Source organism: Streptosporangium sp. NPDC050855 (assembly GCF_044456585.1).
Taxonomy (GTDB): Bacteria; Actinomycetota; Actinomycetes; order Streptosporangiales; family Streptosporangiaceae; genus Streptosporangium; species Streptosporangium longisporum.
Genome location: NZ_JBITFY010000009.1, coordinates 144,633 through 167,160 on the forward strand (window position 1 = coordinate 144,633; position 22,528 = coordinate 167,160).

The 22,528-nt window shown below is 70.6% G+C and carries 21 protein-coding genes; 8 read left to right on the forward strand and 13 right to left on the reverse strand.

Translation table 11 applies throughout. The features are described 5' to 3' along the window. Positions 1–102 precede the first annotated feature (102 nt). The 7 genes from ACIBCT_RS19340 to rpsF form a co-directional block, all read right to left on the reverse strand. Positions 103–846 (reverse strand): amino acid ABC transporter ATP-binding protein, encoded by a 744-nt coding sequence (locus tag ACIBCT_RS19340; protein ID WP_399190271.1) that lies wholly within the window; start codon positions 844–846, stop codon positions 103–105. A gap of 103 nt (positions 847–949) precedes the next feature. Further along, positions 950–1,816, reverse strand: coding sequence for an amino acid ABC transporter permease (locus ACIBCT_RS19345; RefSeq protein ID WP_399190273.1), 867 nt, complete (start codon positions 1,814–1,816; stop codon positions 950–952). Between the two features lie 31 nt (positions 1,817–1,847). After that, a complete protein-coding gene (locus ACIBCT_RS19350) occupies positions 1,848–2,741 on the reverse strand; it encodes an ABC transporter substrate-binding protein (RefSeq protein ID WP_399190275.1) in 894 nt (297 codons plus the stop codon). 339 nt (positions 2,742–3,080) lie between these two features. Next, on the reverse strand, positions 3,081–3,527 hold the full coding sequence (gene rplI / locus ACIBCT_RS19355; RefSeq protein WP_399190277.1) for a 50S ribosomal protein L9: 447 nt from the start codon (positions 3,525–3,527) through the stop codon (positions 3,081–3,083). Positions 3,528–3,541: 14 nt separating this feature from the next. Then, on the reverse strand, positions 3,542–3,778 hold the full coding sequence (gene rpsR, locus ACIBCT_RS19360) for a 30S ribosomal protein S18 (protein WP_344892480.1): 237 nt from the start codon (positions 3,776–3,778) through the stop codon (positions 3,542–3,544). A 100-nt stretch (positions 3,779–3,878) separates the two neighbouring features. After that, positions 3,879–4,448 carry a single-stranded DNA-binding protein gene (locus tag ACIBCT_RS19365; protein ID WP_399190280.1) on the reverse strand — a complete coding sequence of 190 codons (570 nt, stop codon included), beginning with the start codon at positions 4,446–4,448 and terminating at the stop codon, positions 3,879–3,881. Between the two features lie 76 nt (positions 4,449–4,524). After that, a complete protein-coding gene (gene rpsF, locus ACIBCT_RS19370) occupies positions 4,525–4,815 on the reverse strand; it encodes a 30S ribosomal protein S6 (RefSeq protein WP_030919721.1) in 291 nt (96 codons plus the stop codon). A 214-nt stretch (positions 4,816–5,029) separates the two neighbouring features. On the opposite strand from rpsF, the gene ACIBCT_RS19375 reads away from it, so the two are divergent. Beyond that, positions 5,030–5,347, forward strand: a complete 318-nt coding sequence (locus ACIBCT_RS19375; RefSeq protein WP_399190282.1) for a hypothetical protein — start codon at positions 5,030–5,032, stop codon at positions 5,345–5,347. A gap of 40 nt (positions 5,348–5,387) precedes the next feature. On the opposite strand, the gene ACIBCT_RS19380 is transcribed toward ACIBCT_RS19375, so the two are convergent. After that, positions 5,388–5,570 (reverse strand): hypothetical protein, encoded by a 183-nt coding sequence (locus tag ACIBCT_RS19380; RefSeq protein WP_399190283.1) that lies wholly within the window; start codon positions 5,568–5,570, stop codon positions 5,388–5,390. A 93-nt stretch (positions 5,571–5,663) separates the two neighbouring features. On the opposite strand from ACIBCT_RS19380, the gene ACIBCT_RS19385 reads away from it, so the two are divergent. Beyond that, on the forward strand, positions 5,664–6,422 hold the full coding sequence (locus ACIBCT_RS19385) for a deoxyribonuclease IV (protein WP_399190284.1): 759 nt from the start codon (positions 5,664–5,666) through the stop codon (positions 6,420–6,422). 109 nt (positions 6,423–6,531) lie between these two features. Here the strand turns inward: ACIBCT_RS19385 and ACIBCT_RS19390 are convergent, their stop codons facing one another. The 3 genes from ACIBCT_RS19390 to ACIBCT_RS19400 form a co-directional block, all read right to left on the reverse strand. After that, on the reverse strand, positions 6,532–7,671 hold the full coding sequence (locus ACIBCT_RS19390) for a hypothetical protein (protein WP_399190285.1): 1,140 nt from the start codon (positions 7,669–7,671) through the stop codon (positions 6,532–6,534). A 202-nt stretch (positions 7,672–7,873) separates the two neighbouring features. Beyond that, on the reverse strand, positions 7,874–9,181 hold the full coding sequence (locus ACIBCT_RS19395; protein ID WP_399190286.1) for a glycosyltransferase family 87 protein: 1,308 nt from the start codon (positions 9,179–9,181) through the stop codon (positions 7,874–7,876). Beyond that, positions 9,181–11,853, reverse strand: coding sequence for a transglycosylase domain-containing protein (locus ACIBCT_RS19400; RefSeq protein WP_399190287.1), 2,673 nt, complete (start codon positions 11,851–11,853; stop codon positions 9,181–9,183). Before ACIBCT_RS19400 ends, ACIBCT_RS19395 begins: the two co-directional genes overlap by 1 nt. Positions 11,854–12,603: 750 nt before the next feature. On the opposite strand from ACIBCT_RS19400, the gene ACIBCT_RS19405 reads away from it, so the two are divergent. Further along, complete coding sequence (locus ACIBCT_RS19405) at positions 12,604–13,278, forward strand: helix-turn-helix transcriptional regulator (protein WP_399190288.1); 675 nt, start codon at positions 12,604–12,606, stop codon at positions 13,276–13,278. A gap of 31 nt (positions 13,279–13,309) precedes the next feature. Then, the gene (locus tag ACIBCT_RS19410) at positions 13,310–14,389 is read left to right on the forward strand and encodes an inositol-3-phosphate synthase (protein ID WP_399190290.1); all 1,080 of its coding nucleotides are present in this window, start codon (positions 13,310–13,312) and stop codon (positions 14,387–14,389) included. A gap of 84 nt (positions 14,390–14,473) precedes the next feature. On the opposite strand, the gene idi is transcribed toward ACIBCT_RS19410, so the two are convergent. Then, positions 14,474–15,055, reverse strand: a complete 582-nt coding sequence (idi, locus tag ACIBCT_RS19415; RefSeq protein WP_399190292.1) for an isopentenyl-diphosphate Delta-isomerase — start codon at positions 15,053–15,055, stop codon at positions 14,474–14,476. Between the two features lie 134 nt (positions 15,056–15,189). Between idi and ACIBCT_RS19420 the strand changes: the two genes are divergently transcribed. Further along, positions 15,190–16,488, forward strand: a complete 1,299-nt coding sequence (locus ACIBCT_RS19420) for an MFS transporter (RefSeq protein ID WP_399190294.1) — start codon at positions 15,190–15,192, stop codon at positions 16,486–16,488. Positions 16,489–16,537: 49 nt separating this feature from the next. Here ACIBCT_RS19420 and ACIBCT_RS19425 read toward each other — a convergent pair whose 3' ends face one another. Then, entirely contained in the window at positions 16,538–17,935 is a 1,398-nt protein-coding gene (locus ACIBCT_RS19425; RefSeq protein ID WP_399190624.1) for a CCA tRNA nucleotidyltransferase, read from the reverse strand. Positions 17,936–18,095: 160 nt separating this feature from the next. Here ACIBCT_RS19425 and ACIBCT_RS19430 point away from each other — a divergent pair, with 160 nt between their 5' ends. From ACIBCT_RS19430 to murJ, 3 genes are all read left to right on the forward strand, one after another. After that, complete coding sequence (locus ACIBCT_RS19430; RefSeq protein ID WP_399190296.1) at positions 18,096–18,617, forward strand: aminoacyl-tRNA deacylase; 522 nt, start codon at positions 18,096–18,098, stop codon at positions 18,615–18,617. Between the two features lie 46 nt (positions 18,618–18,663). After that, positions 18,664–20,814, forward strand: a complete 2,151-nt coding sequence (locus ACIBCT_RS19435; RefSeq protein WP_399190298.1) for a hypothetical protein — start codon at positions 18,664–18,666, stop codon at positions 20,812–20,814. Positions 20,815–20,906: 92 nt separating this feature from the next. Next, positions 20,907–22,511, forward strand: a complete 1,605-nt coding sequence (gene murJ, locus ACIBCT_RS19440) for a murein biosynthesis integral membrane protein MurJ (RefSeq protein WP_399190300.1) — start codon at positions 20,907–20,909, stop codon at positions 22,509–22,511. Positions 22,512–22,528: the final 17 nt, after the last annotated feature.

Consider the following 22,528-nt stretch of genomic DNA (forward strand, 5'->3'; position numbering starts at 1 on the left):
GCGGGCCCTTTCCTCAGTCCGTGCACCCCGCGCGGCCCCCGCACAGGCACGAAAGGGTACGAGGGCGGCAGGGCGCCCGGCGGCACAGGGACGCCGGGCGGCTCACATGCGCCCGGCCTCGAGCACCGTCTGCACGAACTCCCTGGTGCGGGCCTGCCGGGGAGCGGTGAAGATCTGCTCGGGAGTGCCGCGCTCCAGCAGCACGCCACCGTCCAGGAAACAGACGGTGTCGGCGATCTCGCGGCAGAAGCCCATCTCGTGGGTGGTCAGGATCATGGTCATCCCGCCCGCCTTGAGCTCCCTGATGATCTCCAGCACCTCCCTGACCAGCGCCGGGTCCAGCGCCGAGGTGACCTCGTCCAGCAGCATCAGCCGAGGCCTGGTGGCCAGGGCCCGGATGATGGCGGCGCGCTGCTGCTGGCCGCCGGAGAGCTGGTCGGGGTAGGCGCCCGCCTTGTCCGCCAGGCCGAACCTGTCCAGCAGTTCCCTGGCCTGCCGCTCGGCCTCCCGCCTGCCCACGCGGTGCACCTTGCGGGGCGACAGGGTGATGTTGTCCAGCACGGTCATGTGCGGGAACAGGTTGAACGCCTGGAAGACGATGCCCATCCGCTTGCGCACCTCGTCCGGGTCGGCCCGGGCGTCGGTGATCTCCTCGCCGTCCAGGAGGATCGTGCCGTCGTCGACGGTCTCCAGCAGGTTCACGCAGCGCAACAGCGTGGACTTGCCCGATCCGGACGCCCCGATCAGGCAGACCACCTCGTGCGGTTCGACCTTCAGGTCGATGCCGCGCAGCACGCTGTGACCGCGGTAGTTCTTCCACAGGCCCTCGACGCTCAGCAGGCTCATGACCCCTCCTCCGCCGTCACCGGGCGGCACACCCGGCCGTGACCGCCCTGACCGCCCTGACCGCCCTGAGCACCGTGACCGCCCTGGCCGCCGATCCGCCCGCTCACTGGCTCCGCCGCCGCTGCGAACGCGCCGCCAGGTAGTCGGTGAAGCGCGCCATCGGGATCGTGAGCAGGATGAACAGCAGTGCCGCCACCAGGTAGGGCGTGTAGTTGAAGGTGCTGGCCGCGTGGATCTGCGCCTGCCGCAGCGCCTCCAGCGGGCCGATGGTGGCGACGAGCGCGGTGTCCTTCTGCAGCGAGACGAAGTCGTTGAGCAGCGGCGGCACCACCCGTCGCGCCGCCTGCGGCACCACCACGTAACGCATGGTCTGGCCGTGGCTCAGCCCCAGGGAACGGGCGGCGGCGCGCTGGCTGGGGTGCACCGACTCGATGCCGGCCCGGAAGACCTCCGCCACGTACGCGCCGTAGGAGAGGGTGAGCGCGATGATGCCCAGCGTCGCCAGGTCCGTCGGCGTGCCCTGCAGGTCGAGCGCGGGCAGGCCGAACCCCACGAGGTAGATGATCAGGATCGTGGGGATCCCGCGGAAGATGTCGGTGTAGAGCACCGCCAGGGCGCGCAGCGGGAAGAACACCGGGGCCTGCAGGTTGCGGATCAGCGCGACCAGCAGCCCCACGACGAGGATCAGCGGCTCGGCGATCAGGAAGATCTTGATGTTGAGCAGGAAGCCGCTCAGCACGTCCGGCAGCGCCTCCAGGAACTGGCCGGAGTCGAAGAACGTCTCCCGTACCCGCGGCCATCCCGGAGAGGTGGTGAAGAGCCAGGCGAGCAGGACGATCACCAGGACGGTCGAGACCGTCGCGACGGAGCCGGAGCGCAGCGACGACCGCCTGCGCAGCCGTTCCCGCTCGATCTGACGGTCGCTCTTGGTCCAGCCGTCCGGCACCTGCAGGCGTTCGTCGTTCCTCATCGGACGTCGTCGGTCGTGCGGGGGCGTGACGTCACTTCAGCTCCGGGGCACCCGCGGCGGAACCGAGCCACCGGGTCTCGATCTTCGCCAGCTCACCGGACGTGGTCAGCTCCTCGATCGCCCCGTCCACGCAGCCCACCAGCGGGCTGCCCTTCTCGAAGACCGCGCCGAAGACCTCGGGAACACCGGAGGCGGTGCCGAACTGACCGACGATCCTGGAGTTGTCGACCTGGGCCGCGGTCACGTAGAAGGCCGTGGGCAGGTCCACCACCACGGCGTCGACCTGCTTGTTCTTCAGCGCGTTCACGGCGTCGATCTGCTCGTTGTAGACGTTGGGGTCGGCCGAGGGACGGATGACGTCCTTGACCGCCTGCAGCGAGGTGGTGCCGACCTGAACACCGATCTTGGCGTCCTTCAGGCCCGCCAGGTCGGTGGCGGAGGCGACCTTGGAGCCGTCCAGCGCGACCACGGCCTGCTTGACCGTGTAGTAGCCCTTGCTGAAGTCGACCACCTTGGCCCGGTCGGGGGTCACCGAGACCTGGTTGAGGTCGAAGTCGAACTGCTTGGCGCCGGGGGCGAACGCGGAGTCGAACTTCACCGTCGCCCAGGTGACGTCACCGGCGGCGAAGCCCAGCCGGTCCGCGATGGCGTAGGCCACCGCGCTCTCGAACCCCTTGCCGTTGGACGGGTCGTCGTCGGCGAACCACGGCTCGTAGGCGGGCTTGTCGGTGCCGATGGTCAGCTTGCCGGGGGTCTTCAGCGGCAGGCTCTCCTTGGCGCACGCTCCGGCTCCGGTCCCGGGTGAGGCCGTCCCGGTGGCACTCTGGGCCGAGGGGCTCGCCTGGGTCGTTTCCGAGGCCGGCGCACAGCCCACCACGGCCGCCGCGAGGGCGCCGAGGGCGAACAGCGTCGAGGGACGGACCATGACATGACCTCCAGATGAATCAGCGACCCCCGAATTGTACGTATCCGCGATGACCTGGGACGACAGGGGTGCACCGGAGGTGGCGGAGCGCTCCCGCGAAGGACACGGCGCGGCCTTCGAACGGCATGGACGGTCCCGGACAGGAACATGGCGGTTCTGGACGGCACGGGCGATCCACGAAAGGACACGGCTTTCCAGGAACGGGCACGGGCGGTCCAGGAACGGGCACGGGCGGTCCAGGAACGGGCACGGGCGGTCCAGGAACGGGCACGGGCGGTCCAGGAACGGGCACGGGCCCTCTCCCCGTCGGGGAAGAGGGCCCGTGTCAGGTAAGGCAGGTCAGGCCGCGACGACCTCGACGTCGAGGGAGGCGGAGACCTCCGGGTGCAGCTTGACGCTGACCCGGTGGGTGCCGAGGCTCTTGATCGCGGGAGCGATCTCGATGCGGCGGCGGTCGAGCAGGGGGCCACCGGCGGCCTTGACGGCCTCGGCGACGTCGCCCGTGGTGATGGAGCCGAACAGACGGCCGGACTCGCCGGCCTTCGTCTTCAGCTGCACCTTGAGGGCCTGGAGCTGGCCCGCGACCTCCTTGGCGGTGCCGAGGTCGCGGATCTCGCGGGCGTCACGAGCCTTCTTGATCGAGGCGATCTGCTTCTCGCCGCCGCGCGTCCACAGGATCGCGAAGCCGCGGGGGAGCAGGTAGTTGCGGCCGTAGCCGCTCTTGACCTCGACGATGTCACCGGGCGTGCCGAGGCCGGTGACCTCACTGGTGAGAATGAGCTTCATCTGTCCGACCTCCCTTAACGCGCGGTGCTCATGTACGGCAGGAGCGCCATCTCACGAGCGTTCTTGATAGCGGTCGCCACGTCACGCTGGTGCTGGGTGCAGTTGCCCGTCACCCGGCGGGCACGGATCTTGCCGCGGTCGGAGATGAACTTCCGAAGCAGCCCCGTGTCCTTGTAGTCGACGTAGGAGATCTTGTCGTGGCAGAACAGGCAAACCTTCTTCTTGGGCTTGCGCAATGCCGGCTTGGCCATCGTGGTGCTCCTTTCAGAGCCCCGCCTTCAGGCGGGAATGGTCGCTGCGGATATGGACCGGGGTGCGGGGCGCGATCGGGGCCGCCCCGCAGGAGTCTGGCTAGAAGGGCGGTTCGTCGCTGAAGTCGCCGCCGCCGAAGCCGCCGCCACCCTGCTGGCCGCCCTGCTGCTGGCCGCCGCCCCCGTAGTTGTTGCCACCGCCGCCGCCGAAGCCGCCACCTTGCGGTGCGGCGGGCGCCGCGGAGGCCCACGGGTCGTTGGCCGGGCCGCCGCCGAAACCGCCGCCACCGCCACCGCCCTGACGGGCGGTCTTGTTGACCTTGGCGGTCGCGTTCCTCAGGGAGGGGCCGACCTCGTCGACCTCCACCTCGTAGACGGTGCGCTTCTCGCCTTCCTTGGTCTCGTAAGACCTCTGGCGCAGCCGTCCCTGGACGATGACCCGCATGCCGCGCTGCAGGCTCTCGGCGACGTTCTCCGCCGCCTGCCGCCACACGTTGCAGGTCAGGAACAGGCCTTCGCCGTCCTTCCACTCGTTGGTCGTCTTGTCGAGGAACCTCGGAGTGGACGCGATGCGGAACCGGGCCACCGCTTGCCCCGTTGGGGTGAAGCGCAGCTCGGGATCGTCGACGAGGTTGCCGACGATGGTGATCGTGGTGTCGCCTGCTGCCATGGCTAGCGCTGCCCTTCCTGCGGCCTTCGCTGGTTATCGGCTCAGAGTACGGCTGCCGTCCGACAAAAGCCGGGGTTTAGTGCACGTCCGGGCGCAGGACCTTGGTCCGCAGGATTCCCTCGTTGAGGTTCATCTGCCGGTCGAGCTCCTTGACGGTGGCCGGCTCGGCGCTCAGGTCGATGACGGCGTAGATGCCCTCGGGCTTCTTCGCGATGTCGTAGGAGAGCCTGCGGCGGCCCCACACGTCGACCTTCTCCACGGTTCCGCCGTCGTTGCGGACGACCGTGAGGAACTGGTCGAGGGAAGGGGCGACCGTACGCTCATCGAGCGAGGGGTCAAGGATGACCATCACTTCGTAACGGCGCATGCTGACTTCCAACCTCCTCTGGACTGTTGCGGTCACGACACGGTGTCGTGACAGGAGGACGCTGACGTACCGCACCCCTGGCGCCCATTTCGGCGTCCGGGGTGGAGGGTGGGCGATAACACACCCGTTCGACGTAGCCGTGTCAGCCTACCAGTCCGGCGGGGGTTGGCCCGTCGCCTCGCCGGGCACGTCCCGGGGTGAGAAAGAGGAGGCGATGACCATGCCTCATGTGTTCGGTCCCGCCCGGCAGGGGCGCTTCCGGTTCACCCTGAACAGCGACGGACGGCCGCACACCGTGGAGAACGCGCTCAGCGTCGTCACGGTCGTGTGCGGGCTGGCCGCCTTCGCGGCCGGGTTCCTCCCGGCCATGCACGTCCTCGCCTCGTGGGCGGGGGCGCTGGGGTTCGGCGTGGGGCTGTACTCGCAGTACGTCTCGGCGACCAGGCCGGAGCGCGCGCTGAACATCGTGGGAATCGTCGCCTCGTTCGTCGGTGTGGCCTTCGGCGTCCACCACGGGGGCTTCCTCCCGTGACGCCCCGACGGCGGCCGAGGCCACACCGGCGATCGGTCGGTCAGGTGCCCAGGTGCAGGTCCACGCCCAGCAGCACCAGGAACCACAGGAGGATCGCGAGCAGTGCCTCGGCGATGTCCTTGAGCAGGGCGGGCGTGATGTAGTCGTACACCCAGGCGACGTACAGGCCGATCAGGACGTAGATGAGGAAGACGAGACTGATCCCTCGGCGACGGTAAGCCATGTGAACTCCTCGTTCTGGCCCGTGGGGGCGGGCGGTGGGGCGCGCCCTGCGACTGCCCCGGCCCCGGGCGTTGAAACGGCTACTCTCGGATACATGCCGCTTATCGGAGCTCATGTCGATCAAGACGATCCGCTGGCGCACGCCAGGGCGCGAGGCGCCGAGGTCGTGCAGTTCTTCCTCGGCGACCCGCAGGGCTGGAAGGGCCCGGTCATCGGCGAGGGGACCAGGCAGATCAAGGACTCGGACGTGGCGGTCTACGTGCACGCCCCGTACGTGATCAACGTCGCGACCGCCAACAACCGGGTCCGCATCCCCAGCCGCAAGCTGCTCGGCGCGCACCTGGCGGCCGCGGCCGAGCTGGGCGCGCGCGGGCTGATCGTGCACGGCGGGCACGTCGGGGCCGGTGACGACCCGCAGACGGGCTTCGACAACTGGCGCAAGGTGTTCGAGCGCCTGGAGGGGCACGACGTCCCGGTGCTCATCGAGAACACCGCCGGCGGCGGCAACGCGATGGCACGCAAACTGGAGCGCATCAGCCGGCTCTGGGACGCGCTGGACGGCTTCGACGTGGGCTTCTGTCTCGACACCTGCCATGCCCACGCGGGCGGGGAGGACCTGGCGGACGTGGTCGAGCGGATCATGGCGATCACCGGCCGCATCGACCTGATCCACTGCAACGACTCGCGGGACGCCTTCGACTCGGGAGCCGACCGGCACGCGAGCCTGGGCGCGGGCACGATCGACCCAGAGCTGATCCTGGGGGTGTGCCGGGCCGCCGGCGCGCCGATCGTGGTGGAGACTCCGGCCGACGGCCAGGCCCAGGACATCGCCTTCCTCAGGTCGAAACTGTAGACGGACGCGTGGACGGCGCGGCGGACGATCCACAGCCTGTGGATAACTTCATGGGATTACTTCTCCCCACGAATGGGTAAGGGTTCCGGCCGCGCCGCTCCGCCCCAGGTCAGCCCACCCAGGCACCGTCGACGAAGATCAGGGTGTTGAGGGCCATCAGCGGCCCCACCAGCAGGGCGTAGACGACGATGACCCATTTTCTCCACGGCGCCGGGCCGTTGCCCGCCCTGGCGATCAGGATGAAGAGCGGCCACCACAGCAGCGCCGAGCGCGGGACCGACAGGTAGTAGGCGGAGCAGAGCAGGGCGCCCACCTGGAGCCCCACGTACACGAACTCGCTCCACCTGCGCATCAGGAGCAGGACCAGCACGAGCACGATCCCGACGAGCGCCCCGGCGATCTCCAGCCGGAACGCCCAGGCGACCCTGCCCTCGCCCATGGCCGCGTTCCACGTCGTCATCAGCGATTCCCAGGGCCAGACCATGTGCCGTCCCCAGCCGGCCTCCTGCGCGGTCTTCCAGGCCAGCCAGTCGCCGGTACGGGAGTACTGGTAGGCGGAGTACAGGGCCAGCGGCACGAACGGGAGCAGCAGCCACCCGGCCCGCCGTACGGGCTGCCGCCGGGCGAAGAACTCCACGATCAGCGCGCAGGCCAGGAACAGGCCGGTGATGCGCGCGCAGGAGGCGCCCGCGGCCAGGACGGCGGCCAGCGGCCAGCGGCCCTGGCGCGCCGCGAGCCAGGCCGGCAGGGCGAAGGCCAGGAAGAGCGACTCGCTGTAGCCCGCGAACAGGAACACCGCCATCGGCCAGAGCAGCAGCGCCAGCACCGCGCGCCACCCGGTCCCGGGGCGCCCCTCGAACTCGGCCAGCCTGGCCAGCGCCATCATCGCGACCGCCCCGGCCGCGAACGAGATCAGCAGCCCGGCGACCGTCCAGTCGCCCACCAGCAGGTGCACCGCGCGGAGCATCAGGGGCATCCCCGGGAAGAAGGCGGGCAGTCCCCTGTCGGGTTCGGCGCCCGGAACGCCGTCGTAGCCGTGCTCGGCGATGGTGACGAGGAGGTTGGCGTCCCAGTTGCGCCAGCGCTCCAGGAAGGGTCGCGGGACGGCGTCCCCCTCCATCATCGCCTGCGTCCCGACGACGACCAGGGCGATGATCCCCACGCGGGAGGCCAGCCAGAGCAGCAGCCCCTCCGTCGCGGTGTCGCGCGGGGGCTCGACGGGGGTGGTCACCTCGGCAGGAGTGGTCACAAGGTGGAATTGTCGCGGATCACCCGGTCTCGCTGCCAGCCCCGGCGGCCATCGGAAGGATCACCTGGCCCGTCACGGGCCCGGGCGGATCGCCCGCCCCCCTGGGCCGCGGGCGGTGAGCCCCGGGCCGCGACCCGTGAGCCGCACAGCCCGCGGGCCCCGGCCCGTGAGTGGCACGGCCCGGGGCCACGGGTCGCCGACGCTAGGAGAGCGCGAGCCTGAAGCGGTCGGGCGCCCCGTCGAAGACGCCGCCCGCCCGGTCGTCGCTCCCGTCCTCGCGGATCACGTCTCCCTCCGGGACGAGGATGTCCCGCACCACGAACCCCATCATGATCAGGATGGTGATCACGCGCCCCCACACCGCGGTGAAGTACGTGTCACCGGCGATGCCCAGGGCCTCGTTGCCGGGCTGGATGCCCACCAGGTAGAGCCAGATCGCGAAGAAGTACCAGCACTCGGCGAGCTGCCACAGCGCGATCGGCTTCCAGCCCGGCCTGGCCAGGACCGCGAAGGGGATCAGCCAGAGCACGTACTGCGGCGACCAGACCTTGTTGGTCAGCATGAACGCCGCCAGCGTGAGGAAGCAGAGCTGCATCAGCCGGGGACGCGTCCTGGCCGACAGCGAGATCACCGCGATGGCCAGGCAGAACGCGGCCAGCGAGACGACGCCCAGCTTGTCCAGGAGCTCACCGTCGCCCAGGACCGGCCACTGCTTCTGCTGGAAGAAGTACCAGATCGAGCCCCAGTCGGCCGGGCGTTCCTGGCTGAAGACGTAGAACCGCTTCCAGCCGTCGAAGGCGAAGACCATGATCGGCACGTTGACCACGAGCCAGGCGCCCACGACGCCGGCGAGCGTCTGCAGGAACGGCTTCCACCTGCCGGTGCGCAGCGTGAGCAGGAAGAGCGGGCCGAGGAACATCAGCGGGTAGAACTTCGTGGCGATCGCCAGGCCCAGCAGGACGCCCGCCAGCCACTGCCTCCGCTTCGACCAGGCCAGCAGCGCGCCCAGGGCGAGGGCGTTGGCCGCCAGGTCCCAGTTGATGTACGCGGTGAGGATCAGCGCGGGCGCCAGGGCGTACCAGAGGGCGTCCCAGCGCCGGGCCGGGCCGGCCAGCGTGGCCATCAGCAGCACGCCGACGACCAGGCAGATCGCCATCAGGACCACGGTGAGGTCGTAGAACGCCGTCCCGGGATCGCCCATGGAGCTCACGATCCGGCGGAAGAACTCCATGATCCCGCCGATGCCGACGGGGTACTCGACCGGGTAGTCGAAGTAGGGGACCTTGCCCTCGTTGAGCTTCTCGTTCCACCACAGGGGATAGATGTCGGTGTAGCAGAAGTTCGTGAACTGCAGCGTCCCGTGGTTCCACGCCCCGCCGACGCGGCACGGCCACTTCCAGAACCAGGCCAGCACCGCCCCCAGCCCGGCGAACAGGGCCAGGGGCACGTACGGAAGGGCGCGGACGCCGAACTCGGGCAGCTCGCTCCGGGGCGAGGTGAGGTTCTTCATCAGGGCCGCCGGCCGTTCTGGGCGGGTACCGGCACGGTCGCCGCGGCGGGGGTGCCGTTCTGGCCGAAGACCCCCTCGGGCTGCTGGTCCCCGAAGTCGTCCTCGCCTCCGCCTCCACCGCCGTCCCCGCCGCCGCCGTCCCCGCCGCCGCCGTCGCCCCCGCCGCCGTCCTGGCCGACGTCACAGGAGCCGTCCCAGGGCAGGCACTCGCCGTCGGGGTTCTGGGTCCCGTCGTCGCCGCCGTCGGGCCAGTTGTTCTCGTCACCGTTCTCCTCGGGGAACGGCTCGTTCTCCTCGGTCGTCGGCGTCGGGGTGGGGGTCGGCGTGGGCGTGGCCAAGTTGTTCTGGATGCCCGAGTCGGCCCTCGGCGGGAACGGCACGACCTCGTGCTTGGCGGTCGCGACCTGCATGAAGTCGTGCCAGATCTGGGTCGGGGTGCCGCCACCGCCGATGAAGGAGGGCATGGGCTCCTCCTTCCACAGGATCTTCTCGTTGGGGATCTTCTTGCTGGGCAGGCCGTACTTGTCGACCTTGTACCTGCGCGTCCCGGCCCTGTTGTAGGGCACGTCCTTGGCCATGCCGACCGCGGTGACCAGCTGCGGGGTGTACCCGACGAACCAGGCGTCCTTGTAGCCGTTGTTGGTGCCGGTCTTGCCGGCCACCGGGCGGGTGCCGATGTTCGCGGCGGTGCCGGTGCCGCTCTTGACCACGGCCTGGAGCGCGACGGTCGCGTCGGCGGCGGACTCGGGGGTGATCACCGTCTTCTCCACGGCCAGTTCCGGGTACTCGACCGCGCCGTTGGGGGCGATCACCTTGACGACGGTGTGCCAGTCGACGTGCTTGCCCTCGTTGGCGAAGATCGAGTACCCGGCGGCCTGCTCGACCGCGGTGACCGAGGCGCTGCCGATGGTGACCTGGTACTTCTGCTGCTCGACCGCGTAGTCGACGCCGTTCTTGCCGCCGTAGGCGGGGTTCAGTTTGGCCCTCTCGCCCACGCCCGCCTCGGTGGCGATCCGCGCCACCTCCTTGAGGGTGACGGCCTCGCCCATCTGCACGAACACGGTGTTGACCGAGCTGGCCATGGCCTTGACCATGTTGATCGGCCCGAATCCCTGGTTGCCCGAGTTGCTGATCGGGGTGGTGCCCGGCATCTTGATCGTGGGCTTGCCGTCGACGTAGCTGTTGAGCGACTTGCCGCTCTCCAACCAGGCCGCGAGCACGTAGGGCTTGAAGGCCGACGCCGCCTGCTTGGTGGTGTCGAACGCGCGGTTGACCGAGTACCTGATGAAGTCGTCGCCGCTGTAGAAGGCGAGCACCCGGCCGTTCTTGGGGTTCACCGAGGCCATCGTGGCGTGGATGGTCGGGTCCAGCCCGGAGGTGCGGGCCTTCACCGCCTTCTGCGCCTCCTCCATGAGCTTCTTGTCGAAGGTCGTGTAGACCTTGTAACCGCCGGTCTCCAGCTCCTCGCGCGGGAGGCCGCGCGCCTTGAGCTCCCTCAGGACGATGTCGAGCATGTAGCCTTGGAGCCCCTTGAAGGGCTGACTGATCTTGTACTTGGCGAACTTCAGGTCCTCGAAGGGCTTGCCGACGTACTTGCCGTACTTCGCCGGGTCCATCTCCGCCATGTTCCGCAGGGCGATCTCGTAGCGCTCCTTGGTGGCGGCGTACTTCCCGGCCTTCTCCTGGACGTCGAAGGCGTTCGGGTTCTGGATGTGGCCGGCGAGGTAGGCGCCCTCCTGCACGGTCAGCTCGTCGACGTCCTTGTCGAAGAACTGCCGGGCCGCGGCCTGGATGCCGTTCGCGCCGCGGCCGAAGTAGATGGTGTTCAGGTAGCGCTCGAGGATCTCGTCCTTCGGCAGCTCTTTGCTGATCTTGACGGCGACGAAGATCTCCTTGATCTTGCGCTGCACCGACACTTCCTGGTTGAGACCCTCGTAGTAGGCGCGGGCCATCTGCTGGGTGATGGTGGAGGCGCCCTGCAGCTGGGTTCCGCTGACGGTGCTCCAGACCGAGCGGGCCATGCCGTATGGGTCGATGCCGCTGTCGGTGCGGAAGCTCTGGTTCTCCAGCGCGATGACCGCGTCCTGGACGTGCCTCGGGATCTTGCCGATCTCCACCGGGGTGCGCCTGACGCCCAGGCGGGCCAGCACGGTCTTGTTGTCGCCGTAGTAGATCACGCTGGCCCGGTCGTTCACGCTGTCCTTGGCGGTGGGGACCGGGGTGCCGGCGTAGGCGACCGCGATCATGCCGAAGACGCCGGCGGTGACGACCACGAAGCTGGCCATCAGGATCTTCCAGTTGGGCAGGAAGCGCGTCCACCTCTTCTTCTTCGGCGCGTCCTCCTCGCCGTCCCCGGGGCCGTGCCCGCCGGGACCTCCGGGGCCCCCGGGTCCGTCCGGTCCGGAGGCGGCCGGGCCTCCGGGAGCGCTCGTCGCCGCGGCGCCCGCGGCGCGACCGCGGCGCCTGCGCCCGCCGCCCTCGCCCGTCCCGGGGCGGGCGCCGCCCGCCTGCGCGGCCATCATCGACTGGGTGTCCTCGAACGCGGCCGCGGTGCGGCGGCCGGTGGGGTCGGTCTCGCTCCGGCGCGGATCACCGCCCCCGGCCCGTCCCGGTCCGGCCGCCGGTCCCTGCGCGGGGCCCGCGCCGTGAACGGCCTGCTCCTGCCGGGGCACGGCGCCACCGGGCCGGGGTGCGCCCTGAGGCGCGCCATGGGGTGCGCCGCCGGGGTAGGGCATGCCGCCGGGCTGGGGCATCATCGCGGTCCGGGGGTCGGTGCCCGCCCCCTGGGACGCCCCGGGGTGCCGGGGCGGTGACGCCGGAGACTGCGCGGGACCGGGCTGTGGCTGCCGGGACGGGTCCCACCCACCGCCGCTGGTTTGGGCGTTTTGCGATGGGGGAACTGCACGGGGAGCGGCTCCTTGGCCTGAGCGACGGCGCCGCCCCTGACGAGCCGAACCCTCGGCGCCCTCCGGGCGCCCGTTCGGCTCCGGGTCATTGCTGTGGCTGTAACTCACGCGTCCTCGTTCGGTCATCGGGGTCTACAACGGCGTGCAGGCGGGCGAGACTACCTCCTGGACCACCCTCCGGTCGCCGGAGACCTCGTCGCCTTGGCTCACTGCTGGCCGGCCTGTTCGGGTGGATCTCCGTTCCCGGGGACGAACGAGATCGTCAACTGGTTCCGGCAACAACCTTGGCAGACCTCTCCCGCACCGACGCGGGATTTCCCGTATTGGAAAGCGGTCCGCGTCCCGCGGAGGCCGGGCCTCATCACCGTCTGCTGTGACCACATAAGCGCCAGACTACGGCTTTTTTTTGTTTGCTCCCAACGACTTGGGAAAGTCGCTGATTGCAGACCTATATTGAATAGACGTATCCTGCGGATGTATCGGTTCGATACATCGACGCGAGAGGTGGTGGTTTCAGTGGCCGGCGGACGAGGCGGCGTGCTGGAGCTGGCCGTGCTCGGGTCGCTGCACGAGACCCCGCTACACGGCTACGAGCTGCGCAAACGGCTCAACGCCCTGCTCGGCATGTTCCGGGCGTTCTCCTACGGCTCGCTCTACCCGTGCCTGCGCCAGCTCCTGAACGACGGGCTGATCATCGAGGACGGGGACGCCCCCGCGGCGTCCGCGTCCGGCGAGGCGCCCACCGTGCTCTCCGGGCGCCGGTCGAAGATCGTCTATCGGCTGACCGCCGAGGGCAAGGAGCGCCTGCAGGAGCTGCTCACCCAGGCGGGCCCGTCGGCCTGGGAGGACGAGAGCTTCGGCGTTCACTTCGCCTTCTTCAGGCACACCGAGGCGGAGGTCCGGCTGCGCATCCTGGAGGGCCGCCGCAGCCGGCTGGAGGAGCGGCTGGACGGCGTGCGCACGGCCCTGGCCCGCACGCGCGAGCGGCTGGACAGCTACACCCTCGAACTTCAGCGCCACGGCCTGGAGTCGGTCGAACGCGAAGTGCGCTGGTTGAACGAACTGATCGCCACCGAGCGGCGGGCCTCACCGCCGGAGGCCGAACGGCCTCCGGCGCCCGAAGAGTCGTTCCGGGCGCCCGCGCCCGGGACGGGCACGACGGGGCGGCATGCCGTCCCCGAAGAGAACTAGATCACCACACAGAACAAGGGGAGCGAGTGCCATGGGTTCGGTGCGCGTAGCCATTGTCGGGGTAGGCAACTGTGCCGCGTCGCTCGTGCAGGGCGTGCACTACTACCGGGACGCCGACCCCGGCGCCAGGGTGCCGGGCCTGATGCACGTGAAGTTCGGCGACTACCACGTCGGCGACGTGGAGTTCGTCGCGGCGTTCGACGTCGACGCCAAGAAGGTCGGGCGTGACCTGTCCGAGGCGATCGTGGCCTCGGAGAACAACACCATCAAGATCTGCGACGTGCCGCCGCTGGGCGTCACGGTGCAGCGCGGCCACACCTTCGACGGCCTGGGCGAGTACTACCGGGAGATGGTCGAGGAGTCCGACGACGCCCCGGTCGACGTCGTGCAGGTCCTGCGGGACGCCCGGGTGGACGTCCTGGTCTCCTACCTGCCGGTGGGCTCGGAGGATGCCGACCGCTTCTACGCCCAGTGCGCCCTCGACGCCAAGGTCGCCTTCGTCAACGCGCTGCCGGTGTTCATCGCCTCCGACCCCGTCTGGGCCCAGAAGTTCGTCGACGCCGGGGTGCCGATCGTCGGCGACGACATCAAGTCGCAGGTCGGCGCGACCATCACGCACCGCGTGATGGCCAAGCTGTTCGAGGACCGCGGGGTCGAGCTGCTGCGCACGTACCAGCTGAACTTCGGCGGGAACATGGACTTCATGAACATGCTGGAGCGCAAGCGCCTGCAGTCCAAGAAGATCTCCAAGACGCAGTCGGTCACCTCGCAGATCCCCCATGAGATGCGCAAGGCCGACGTGCACATCGGCCCGTCCGACCACGTGCCGTGGCTGGACGACCGCAAGTGGGCCTACGTGCGCCTGGAGGGCCGCTCCTTCGGCGACACCCCGCTCAACCTGGAGTACAAGCTGGAGGTCTGGGACTCCCCCAACTCCGCCGGCATCATCATCGACGCGGTCCGCGCCGCCAAGATCGCCCTCGACCGGGGGATCGCCGGCCCGATCCTGTCGGCCTCCTCGTACTTCATGAAGTCCCCGCCGGAGCAGTACTCCGACGACGAGGCCCGCGAGTACGTGGAGAGGTTCATCCGCGGCGAGGTCGAGCGCTGACCTCCGGCGAGACGTCCCGCCCCGGAACGGGGTGACGGACTCCGGCAGGCCCCCGGTCCGCGTGCGGACCGGGGGCCTGCCGCGTCAGCGGGCGGCGGGCGGCAGGTCGGCGGGGTCGGCGGGCCGCCAGGTGAGCGGGTCGGCGCCGAGCTCGGCGAGCTGGGCGACCTGCTCCCGGCACCAAGGGGAGATCACCAGGTGCCCGCCGAGCACCCCGTCGGTGAACTCCTTCCACGGCATCCAGCGCACCTCCCCGACCTCGTCGGGGTTGGGCACCGCCTCGGCGTCGGCGAGCACCCGGTAGACCGGGCAGAGCTCCCGCTCGACGATGCCGTTCTCCATGACCGCGCGGTAGGAGAAGCGCGGCAGGAGCAGGTCGAGGCGGCCGCCCTCCAGGCCCAGCTCGTAGGAGAGCCTGCGGGTCACCGCCTCGGACAGCGGCTCGCCGGGCAGCGGGTGGCCGCAGCAGCTGTTGGTCCACGCCCCGGGCCAGGTGATCTTATGCGCGGCGCGGCGGGAGAGCAGCACCCGGCCCCGCTCGTCGAACACGTAGCTGGAGAAGGCCAGATGGAGAGGAGTGTCCGGACCGTGCACCGTGGCCTTGGCCGCCGTGCCGATCGCGTTTCCGTCGGTGTCGACGAGCACGACGTGTTCATCAGGCGTCACTCGAACGAGGGTACGTGACCATGTCGGCCCACCGAGCCCGCACGTGGATACCTGGGGAAAGGTCGCGAATGTTCTCCGTACATTCAGGGATGTTCCCGATACCGGCCCTGAGGGACCGCACATAGGCTGAGCGCGTGTCCTTCGCATCCGATCTACGCGTGGTCCTGCAAGGCAGGGACTTCCGGAAGCTGTACGCGACCCGCCTGGTCTCGCAGTTCTCCGACGGGATCTTCCAGTTCGCGGTGATCGGGTTCGCCTTCTTCAGCCCGGAGAACAGCACGAGCGCGGGGGAGATCGCCGCGGGCCTGGCCGTGCTGCTGCTGCCGTACTCGATCCTGGGGCCCTTCGTCGGCGTGTTCATCGACCGCTGGTCACGGCGGCAGATCCTGGTCGTCGCCCCGCTGGTGCGCGGCGTGCTGCTGCTGGGAGCGGCGATCCTGGTCGCCGCGAACGCGCCGGACGGGGTCTTCTACGCCGCCGCGCTCGGCGTGCTCGGGGCGAACCGGTTCTTCCTGGCCGCGCTGGGGGCCTCGCTCCCGCACGTGGTGCCCGCCGACCGGCTGATGGTGGCCAACGCGGTCACCCCGACCTCCGGCACCGTGCTCACCTTCGTGGGGGTGGGCGCGGGCTTCCTGCTGCGCGGGCTCTTCGGCGCCGGCGACCGGGGCACGGTGGTGCTGCTGATCGCCTCGGGGATCGTCTCCGCGGTCACCGCGCTCATCGCCCTGACCATGGGCAGGCGGCTGCTCGGCCCCGCCTACGACCCCGACCGGCCGCAGACCCGCGAGGCCGTGCGCCACGTGCTGTCCGGCCTGGCCGACGGCGCCCGGCACATCGTGAGCCACCGGGCGGCCGCCGCGGCGATGGGCGCGATGGCCACCCACCGGTTCATGTACGGCATGTGCACGGCCATGCTCGTGCTGCTGTCGCGGTACTACTTCGCCGAGAACGCCGAGGACGCGCTGGCCGCGGCCTCCCTGGTGGTCGCCACCTCGGGGGTCGGCTACTTCATGGCCATCCTGGTCACGCCGTGGGCCACCGAGCGGTTCGGCATCGAGCGGTGGGTCCCGGCCATGCTGGTCACCGCCGGGGTGCTGACGCTGGCGCTCGGCGTGCCGTTCCAGCGGTGGGGGTTCGCGGTGGCGGGCTTCGTGCTGGGCATCGCCGGGCAGAGCGTGAAGATCTGCGCCGACACCGCCGTCCAGCGGGACCTGCGGGACGCCTACCTCGGCCGGGCCTTCTCCATCTACGACATGCTCTTCAACGGCAGCTACGTGCTGGCCGCCGCGCTGGCGGCGGCGCTGCTCCCGCCGGACGGCAGGTCCCTGACGGTGCTGCTGATCATCGCCGCGGGCTACGTCGGCGGCGCGGTGCTCTACCGGATCGTCACGCCGTCCCGGGCGCCCGAGCCGCTGCCGTCATCGCCGTCGTGAGACGACCGGGACGACCGGCCCGGGCACCCCGGTCACCCGGGCACGCCGGTCAGGAGGTCACCCCGTTCTCCCGGGCCCACTCGCGCAGGGCCTCCTCGGCGGCCTGCCTGCCGATGACGCCACGGTCCAGGCGCATCTCCAGCAGGAACCGGTAGGCGCGGCCCACGGCCGGGCCCGGCGGCAGGCCGAGGACCCGCTGGATCTCGTTGCCGTCGAGCTCGGGACGGATCTTGCCGAGCTCCTCCTCCTCGGCCAGCCGGGCGATCCGCTCCTCCAGCTGGTCGTAGGTCGCCGACAGCGCCTGGGCCTTGCGCCGGTTGCGGGTGGTGCAGTCGGCCCGGGTGAGCTTGTGCAGCCGCTCCAGCAGGTGCCCGGCGTCGCGCACGTAGCGGCGCACCGCCGAGTCGGTCCACTCGCCCGAGCCGTACCCGTGGAAGCGCAGGTGCAGCTCCACCAGGCGCGAGACGTCGGCCACCACGTCCTTGGGGAACTTCAGCTCGGTCATCCGCTTCCTGGACAGCTGGGCGCCGACCACCTCGTGGTGGTGGAAGGAGACCCGCCCGCCCGGCTCGTGCCGCCGGGTCTTGGGCTTGCCCACGTCGTGCAGCAGCGCGGCCCAGCGCAGGATCCGGTCGGGACCGTTCTCCTCCAGGTCGATCGCCTGCTCCAGCACGATCAGCGAGTGCTCGTAGACGTCCTTGTGCCGGTGGTGCTCGTCGATCTCCAGGCGCAGACCGGGCAGCTCGGGCAGCACGTGCGCGGCCAGGCCGGTGTCGACCAGGAGCCTGAGCCCCTCGCGCGGGTGGTCGCCGCAGAGCAGCTTGTCCAGCTCGTCGCGGATGCGCTCGGCCGAGACGATGTCGATCCGGTCGGCCATGGTTCCCATCGCGGCCAGCGCCGCCGCGTCCACCGTGAAGCCGAGCTGGCTGGCGAACCGGGCGGCGCGCAGCATCCGCAGCGGGTCGTCGCCGAACGAGCGCTCCGGGGGGCCGGGGGTGCGCAGCACGCGGGCGTGCAGGTCGTCCAGGCCGCCGTAGGGGTCGACGAACTCGCGCGACGGCAGGCGCAGCGCCATCGCGTTGACCGCGAAGTCGCGCCGGGCCAGGTCGCCCTCGAGCGTGTCGCCGTAGGCCACCTCGGGTTTGCGCGACCTGGGGTCGTAGGACTCGCTGCGGTAGGTGGTGATCTCCAGCAGCCAGCCGCCCTTGCGGACGCCGACCGTGCCGAAGTCGATGCCGATCGTCCAGACGGAGTCGGCCCAGTCGCGGACGAGCTCCAGGACCGTCTCGGGCCTGGCGTCCGTGGTCAGGTCGAGATCGTTGCCGATCCTGCCCAGGAAGACGTCGCGTACCGAGCCTCCGACGAGGGCGATCCGGTAGCCCCGGGCGGCGAAGAGCTCGCCGAGCTCATCCGTCACAGGAGCGATCTTCCGGAACAGCTCGCTCATGCCGTGGCGCTGGCTCTGGGTCAGATTTGAAAGGGACAAGCCGGGTAGGTCCTTCGGTTACGGAACATGTTCCCCTGCGGAGATACACCTGGTGCGATCATCAGGTTACGGTCGGTCAGGAGAACCTCGGGGGCCGTGCGTCGAGGCAAGGAGCACACACATGAAGGATGCGCTCACGATCCACCGCTGGCTCCTCGCCCACCAGATCCATCATGAGATCGTACGCCTTCCTCGCGCGATGACATGTTCGGACGAACTGCCGGAGGTGCTGGCGGCCGATCCGGAGCTCTGCGTGGGGGTCACGGTCTTCGAGGTCACCACGCGGACCGACCGGGAGCCCGTGGCGGTCGTCGGCTCGGTCGGCACGCCCCCTCGCCCCGGCGTGATCGGCGGCCTGCTGAACGCCCGGCGGGTCCGCCCGGCCTCGGCCTTCACCGTCAACTCCGCCACCGACTACGCCGCCGGCCTGGTCTGCCCGCTGCTGCTCCCCCCTGCCCTGACCGTGCTGGTCGACGAGCGGCTGACCGGTGTCGCCACGCCCGTGTACGTACCCACCGGAGAGCGTCGTACGGCGCTGTCGATCCGGGCCGATCACCTGCTCAGACTGGTCGCGGGCAGGGTCGTCGACCTGACCCGGCCTGCTTCCCGGAGGGAGTCGGCGACCTTTCCCCTCGCCGGTTAGGCCATAGCATTGCGGTCGTGCGCCGTACTCGACCTCTGGCCGGAACGTGATCCACAAGGCCGCGCTGCTCGTCCTGCTCGCCACGCTGCTCATGCCCGCGGCCGTGGTCGTCCCGGGCACGGCGAACGCCCGGACGGCCTCGGTGAACCGCGCGGGCCTGCAGGTCGTGCTGGAGGCGATCGGCCCGGACGTCCCGCGTGACCCGACCACCGAGATCAAGATCTCCGGATCCCTGGTCAACTCGGGCAGCGAGCCGCTGACCGGGCTGCGCATCCAGCTGCGCTACTCGTCCCAGCCGTTCCTGCGGCGCGACGAGCTGACCGCCTACCAGTCGGGGCAGAGTCCCCCGCTGGGGGCGTACTGCTGCCAGAGCTACATCCAGGCCCCGATCGCGCCCGCGGGGAGGCTGCCGTGGGAGTTCGCCATCACCCCGGCGCGGCTCAGCCTCACCCGTTTCGGCGTCTACCCGGTCGTGGTCGAGGTGATCGACGCCCTCCAGCAGCAGGTCGCCGCCCTGCGCACCACCGTGACCTACATGCCGCGCGACGTCCGGGTCCCCCGCACCCGGCTCGCCGTGGTGCTGCCCGTCGTCGACCGGCCACGCCGCAGCGGCGACACCGTCTTCGCCGACGAGGGCCTGCCCGCGGCCATGGCCCCCGGCAAACGCCTGGGCGACCTGCTCACGATCGCCCAGGACACCGCGAAGGCCAAGGGGCTGACCTGGGTGGTCGACCCCGCCCTGCTCGACGACGCGCGCGCCCTGGGAAAGCCGCACTCGGCGCGGACCAAGGACCGCACCCAGCAGCGCCCGGCGAACCCGGAGGCCGCCCGGTGGCTGTCCGGCTTCCGCGACGCCGTCGCCGACCACCCGGTGGTGGCCACCCCGTACGGCGACCCCGACGTGCTCGCGCTCGCCCACAACGGCGTCGACGACCTCACCGCGACCGGGATCGAGGCGGCCCGGATCGTCTCCAAGGAGACCCTCGGCCGCGACGTGATCACCAACGTGAACTGGCCGGTCGACGGGATGGTCGACCACGACGGGCTGGACCTGCTGGCCACCGGCGGGGTCGGCACCGTGCTGCTGAACGCGCCGAACCTGCCGCCGGCGTCGCCCCCGGGCACCCCGCCCGGCACCGCCCCGGCCGTCACCCCGGACGCCTCGGCGACCCTGAACGGCGTCACCGGCCCGGTCACCGCGCTGGTCGCCGACGAGCCCCTGAGCGAGACCGTCGGCGCGGACACCTCCACCCCCGGCGCGGCCCTGGCCGGACGCCGGCGCTTCATCGCGGAGACGGCGATGATCGCCTCGGAGCCGGTGACCACGACCAGGACCGTGATCGCCGTACCGCACCGCCGCTGGGACCCCGAACCCGGGTACGTGACCGGCCTGCTGAAGACCGCCGCCGCCCTGCCCTGGCTGGCGCCGGTCACGCTGGACGCGGTCAAGCCCGCCAAGGGCGTCCCCGTCCCCCGGGCCGGGCTGACCTACACCGAGCAGGACCGGCGCCAGGAGCTGCCCAGGTCGTACATGACCGCCGTCAAGAGGGTCGGCGCCCGCGCCGACCTGACCGCCGCCGTCACGACCGCGGTGGACCTCGACGCCTTCGACCTCGCGATGCTGCGGCTGGTCTCCTCGGCCTGGCGCGGCCGGACCAACGCCGCGGCGCCGTACGTCGAGCAGGTCGGGGAGGCGGTCGACGGCCGGATCGCCATGGTCACCATCACCGGCAGCGAGCAGTCGCGGCTGCGCACCCTGGCCGGACGCGACGGCGACGTGCCGATCAGCGTGCGCAACCAGCTGGGCCGCGGGGACGCCGGCCGGGTGGTGGTCCGCCTGCGGGTGACCTCCGCCCAGCCCGAACTGCTTCGGATCGAGCCGTACGAGGACCGGATGGTGATCCAGGGCGGCCAGAACCAGACCGTCCGGATCCCGATGACCTCGACCACGGCCAGCGGCCAGACCACCGTGAGGGTCCAGCTCACCACCGACGACGGCCGCGCGTACGGCGAGCCGATCGAGTTGACCGTGCGCACCACCGGCTACACCGCGGTCGCGCTGGTCATCGTCGGGGCGGCCCTGGTGGTGATGCTGGCCGCCGTGGTGCTGCGCGTCCTGCGCCGGCGGGGAGGCCGCCGTCCCCCGGTCGCGGCGCCGGCGGAGCGCGAGCGCGAGCCGGCCGGCACGGAGTCGTGAGCGGTCCTGAGTCCTGAACGGCCCCGAGCGGTCCCGAACGATCCCCCGACAGCCCCCCGAACAGTCCTGAGCCCCCCGGCGGAGGAGAGCGCATGAGCAGGGTCCTGCGCGCGAGCGCGATCATGGCCGCGGGGACGATGGTCTCGCGCGTCACCGGTTTCGTCCGGACGGCGGTGCTCGCCGCGGCCATCGGCACCTTCGCGCTGGGCGACGCCTACAACGTGGCGTACACGATCCCGCTCGTCCTGTTCGACCTGCTCATCGGCGGGGTCCTGAGCAGCGTCGTGATCCCGATGATCGTCCGGCGGCAGCGCAGCGACCCCGACGGCGGCCGGGCCTACGAGCAGCGCCTGATGACGCTGGGCGTCCTCGCGCTGACCGTGCTGGCGCTGGTCGCGACGGCGCTGGCCGGCCCGCTGATCGGCCTCTACAGCACCGGCTGGAACGCCAGGAAGATCGAGGTCGCGGTCACCCTGGCGCACTACATCCTGCCGCAGATCGCCTTCTTCGGGATCGGCGCGATCGCGGGCGCGATCCTCAACACCCGCGACAGGTTCGCCGCGCCGATGTGGGCGCCGGTGCTGAACAACATCGTGATGATCGGTGTGGCGATCTTCTACTACGTGAAGCTCGGCGGCGCGGGCACCGACGTGGACACGGTGAGCGACGGCGACCTGCTGCTGCTCGGACTGGGCACCACCGCCGGCATCGTGGCGCAGTGCCTGGTGCTGGTCGTCTCGCTGCACCGGGTCGGCTTCCGCTTCCGGCCCCGGTTCGACCTGCGCGAGGCCGGGCTCGGCGAGATGGGCCGGACCGCGGTCTGGACGTTCGCCTACGTCGGCATCAGCCAGCTCGGTTTCCTGGTCACCACCAGGCTCGCCACGGGCGCGGGCGAGCGGGCGCCCGGCGCGGGCAACTCGGCCTACGCCTACGCCTACCAGTTCTTCCAGCTGCCGTACGGGATCATCGCGGTCTCGGTGATCACCGCCATGCTGCCCAGGATGAGCAGGTCGGTGAGCGAGGGAAGACCTGCGGAGATCGCCGGGGAGTTCGCCTCGGGGGTGCGGCTGGTGGCGGTGCTGCTGGTCCCGGCCGGGCTGCTGCTGATGGTGCTGGGCCCCGCGGTGACCGTGCTGATCTTCTCGTGGGGGAACATGACCGTCGACTCGGCGGTCCACATCGGCAACGTGCTGCAGATCTTCGGCCTGGCGCTGGTCCCGTTCTCCCTGTTCCAGCTGCTGCTGCGGGTCTTCTACGCCTTCGGCGACACCCGCACCCCGGCCTTCCTGGCCCTGGGGAACGTGGCGGTGAACGCCTCGCTCAGCCTGGTGGCGTACCACGTCCTGCCCGCCCGCTACGTGGTGATGGGCCTGGCTGCGGCGTTCACCGTCGCCTACGTGGTGGGCACCGCGGTCGCCTGGACGCTGGCCGCCCGCCGGGTCGGGGGGCTGGGAGGGCGCGAAGTGGCCGCCGGGCTGTCCCGGATGTACCTGGCCGCGCTCCCGGCGGCCGGTCTCGCGCTCGGCGTGCTCTGGCTCACCAGGGAACTCACCGGACTGAACGCGCTCAGCTCCGCCATCATGCTGGCGGTGGGCGGCGGACTCGGTATGGTTCTTTACTTGGCGATCGCCCACCGGATGCGCATCCCCGAAGTGAGTTCGATCGTTGGAATGGTGGCAGGACGGGTAGGCCGGTAAGCCAAAGGCTTGTCTCA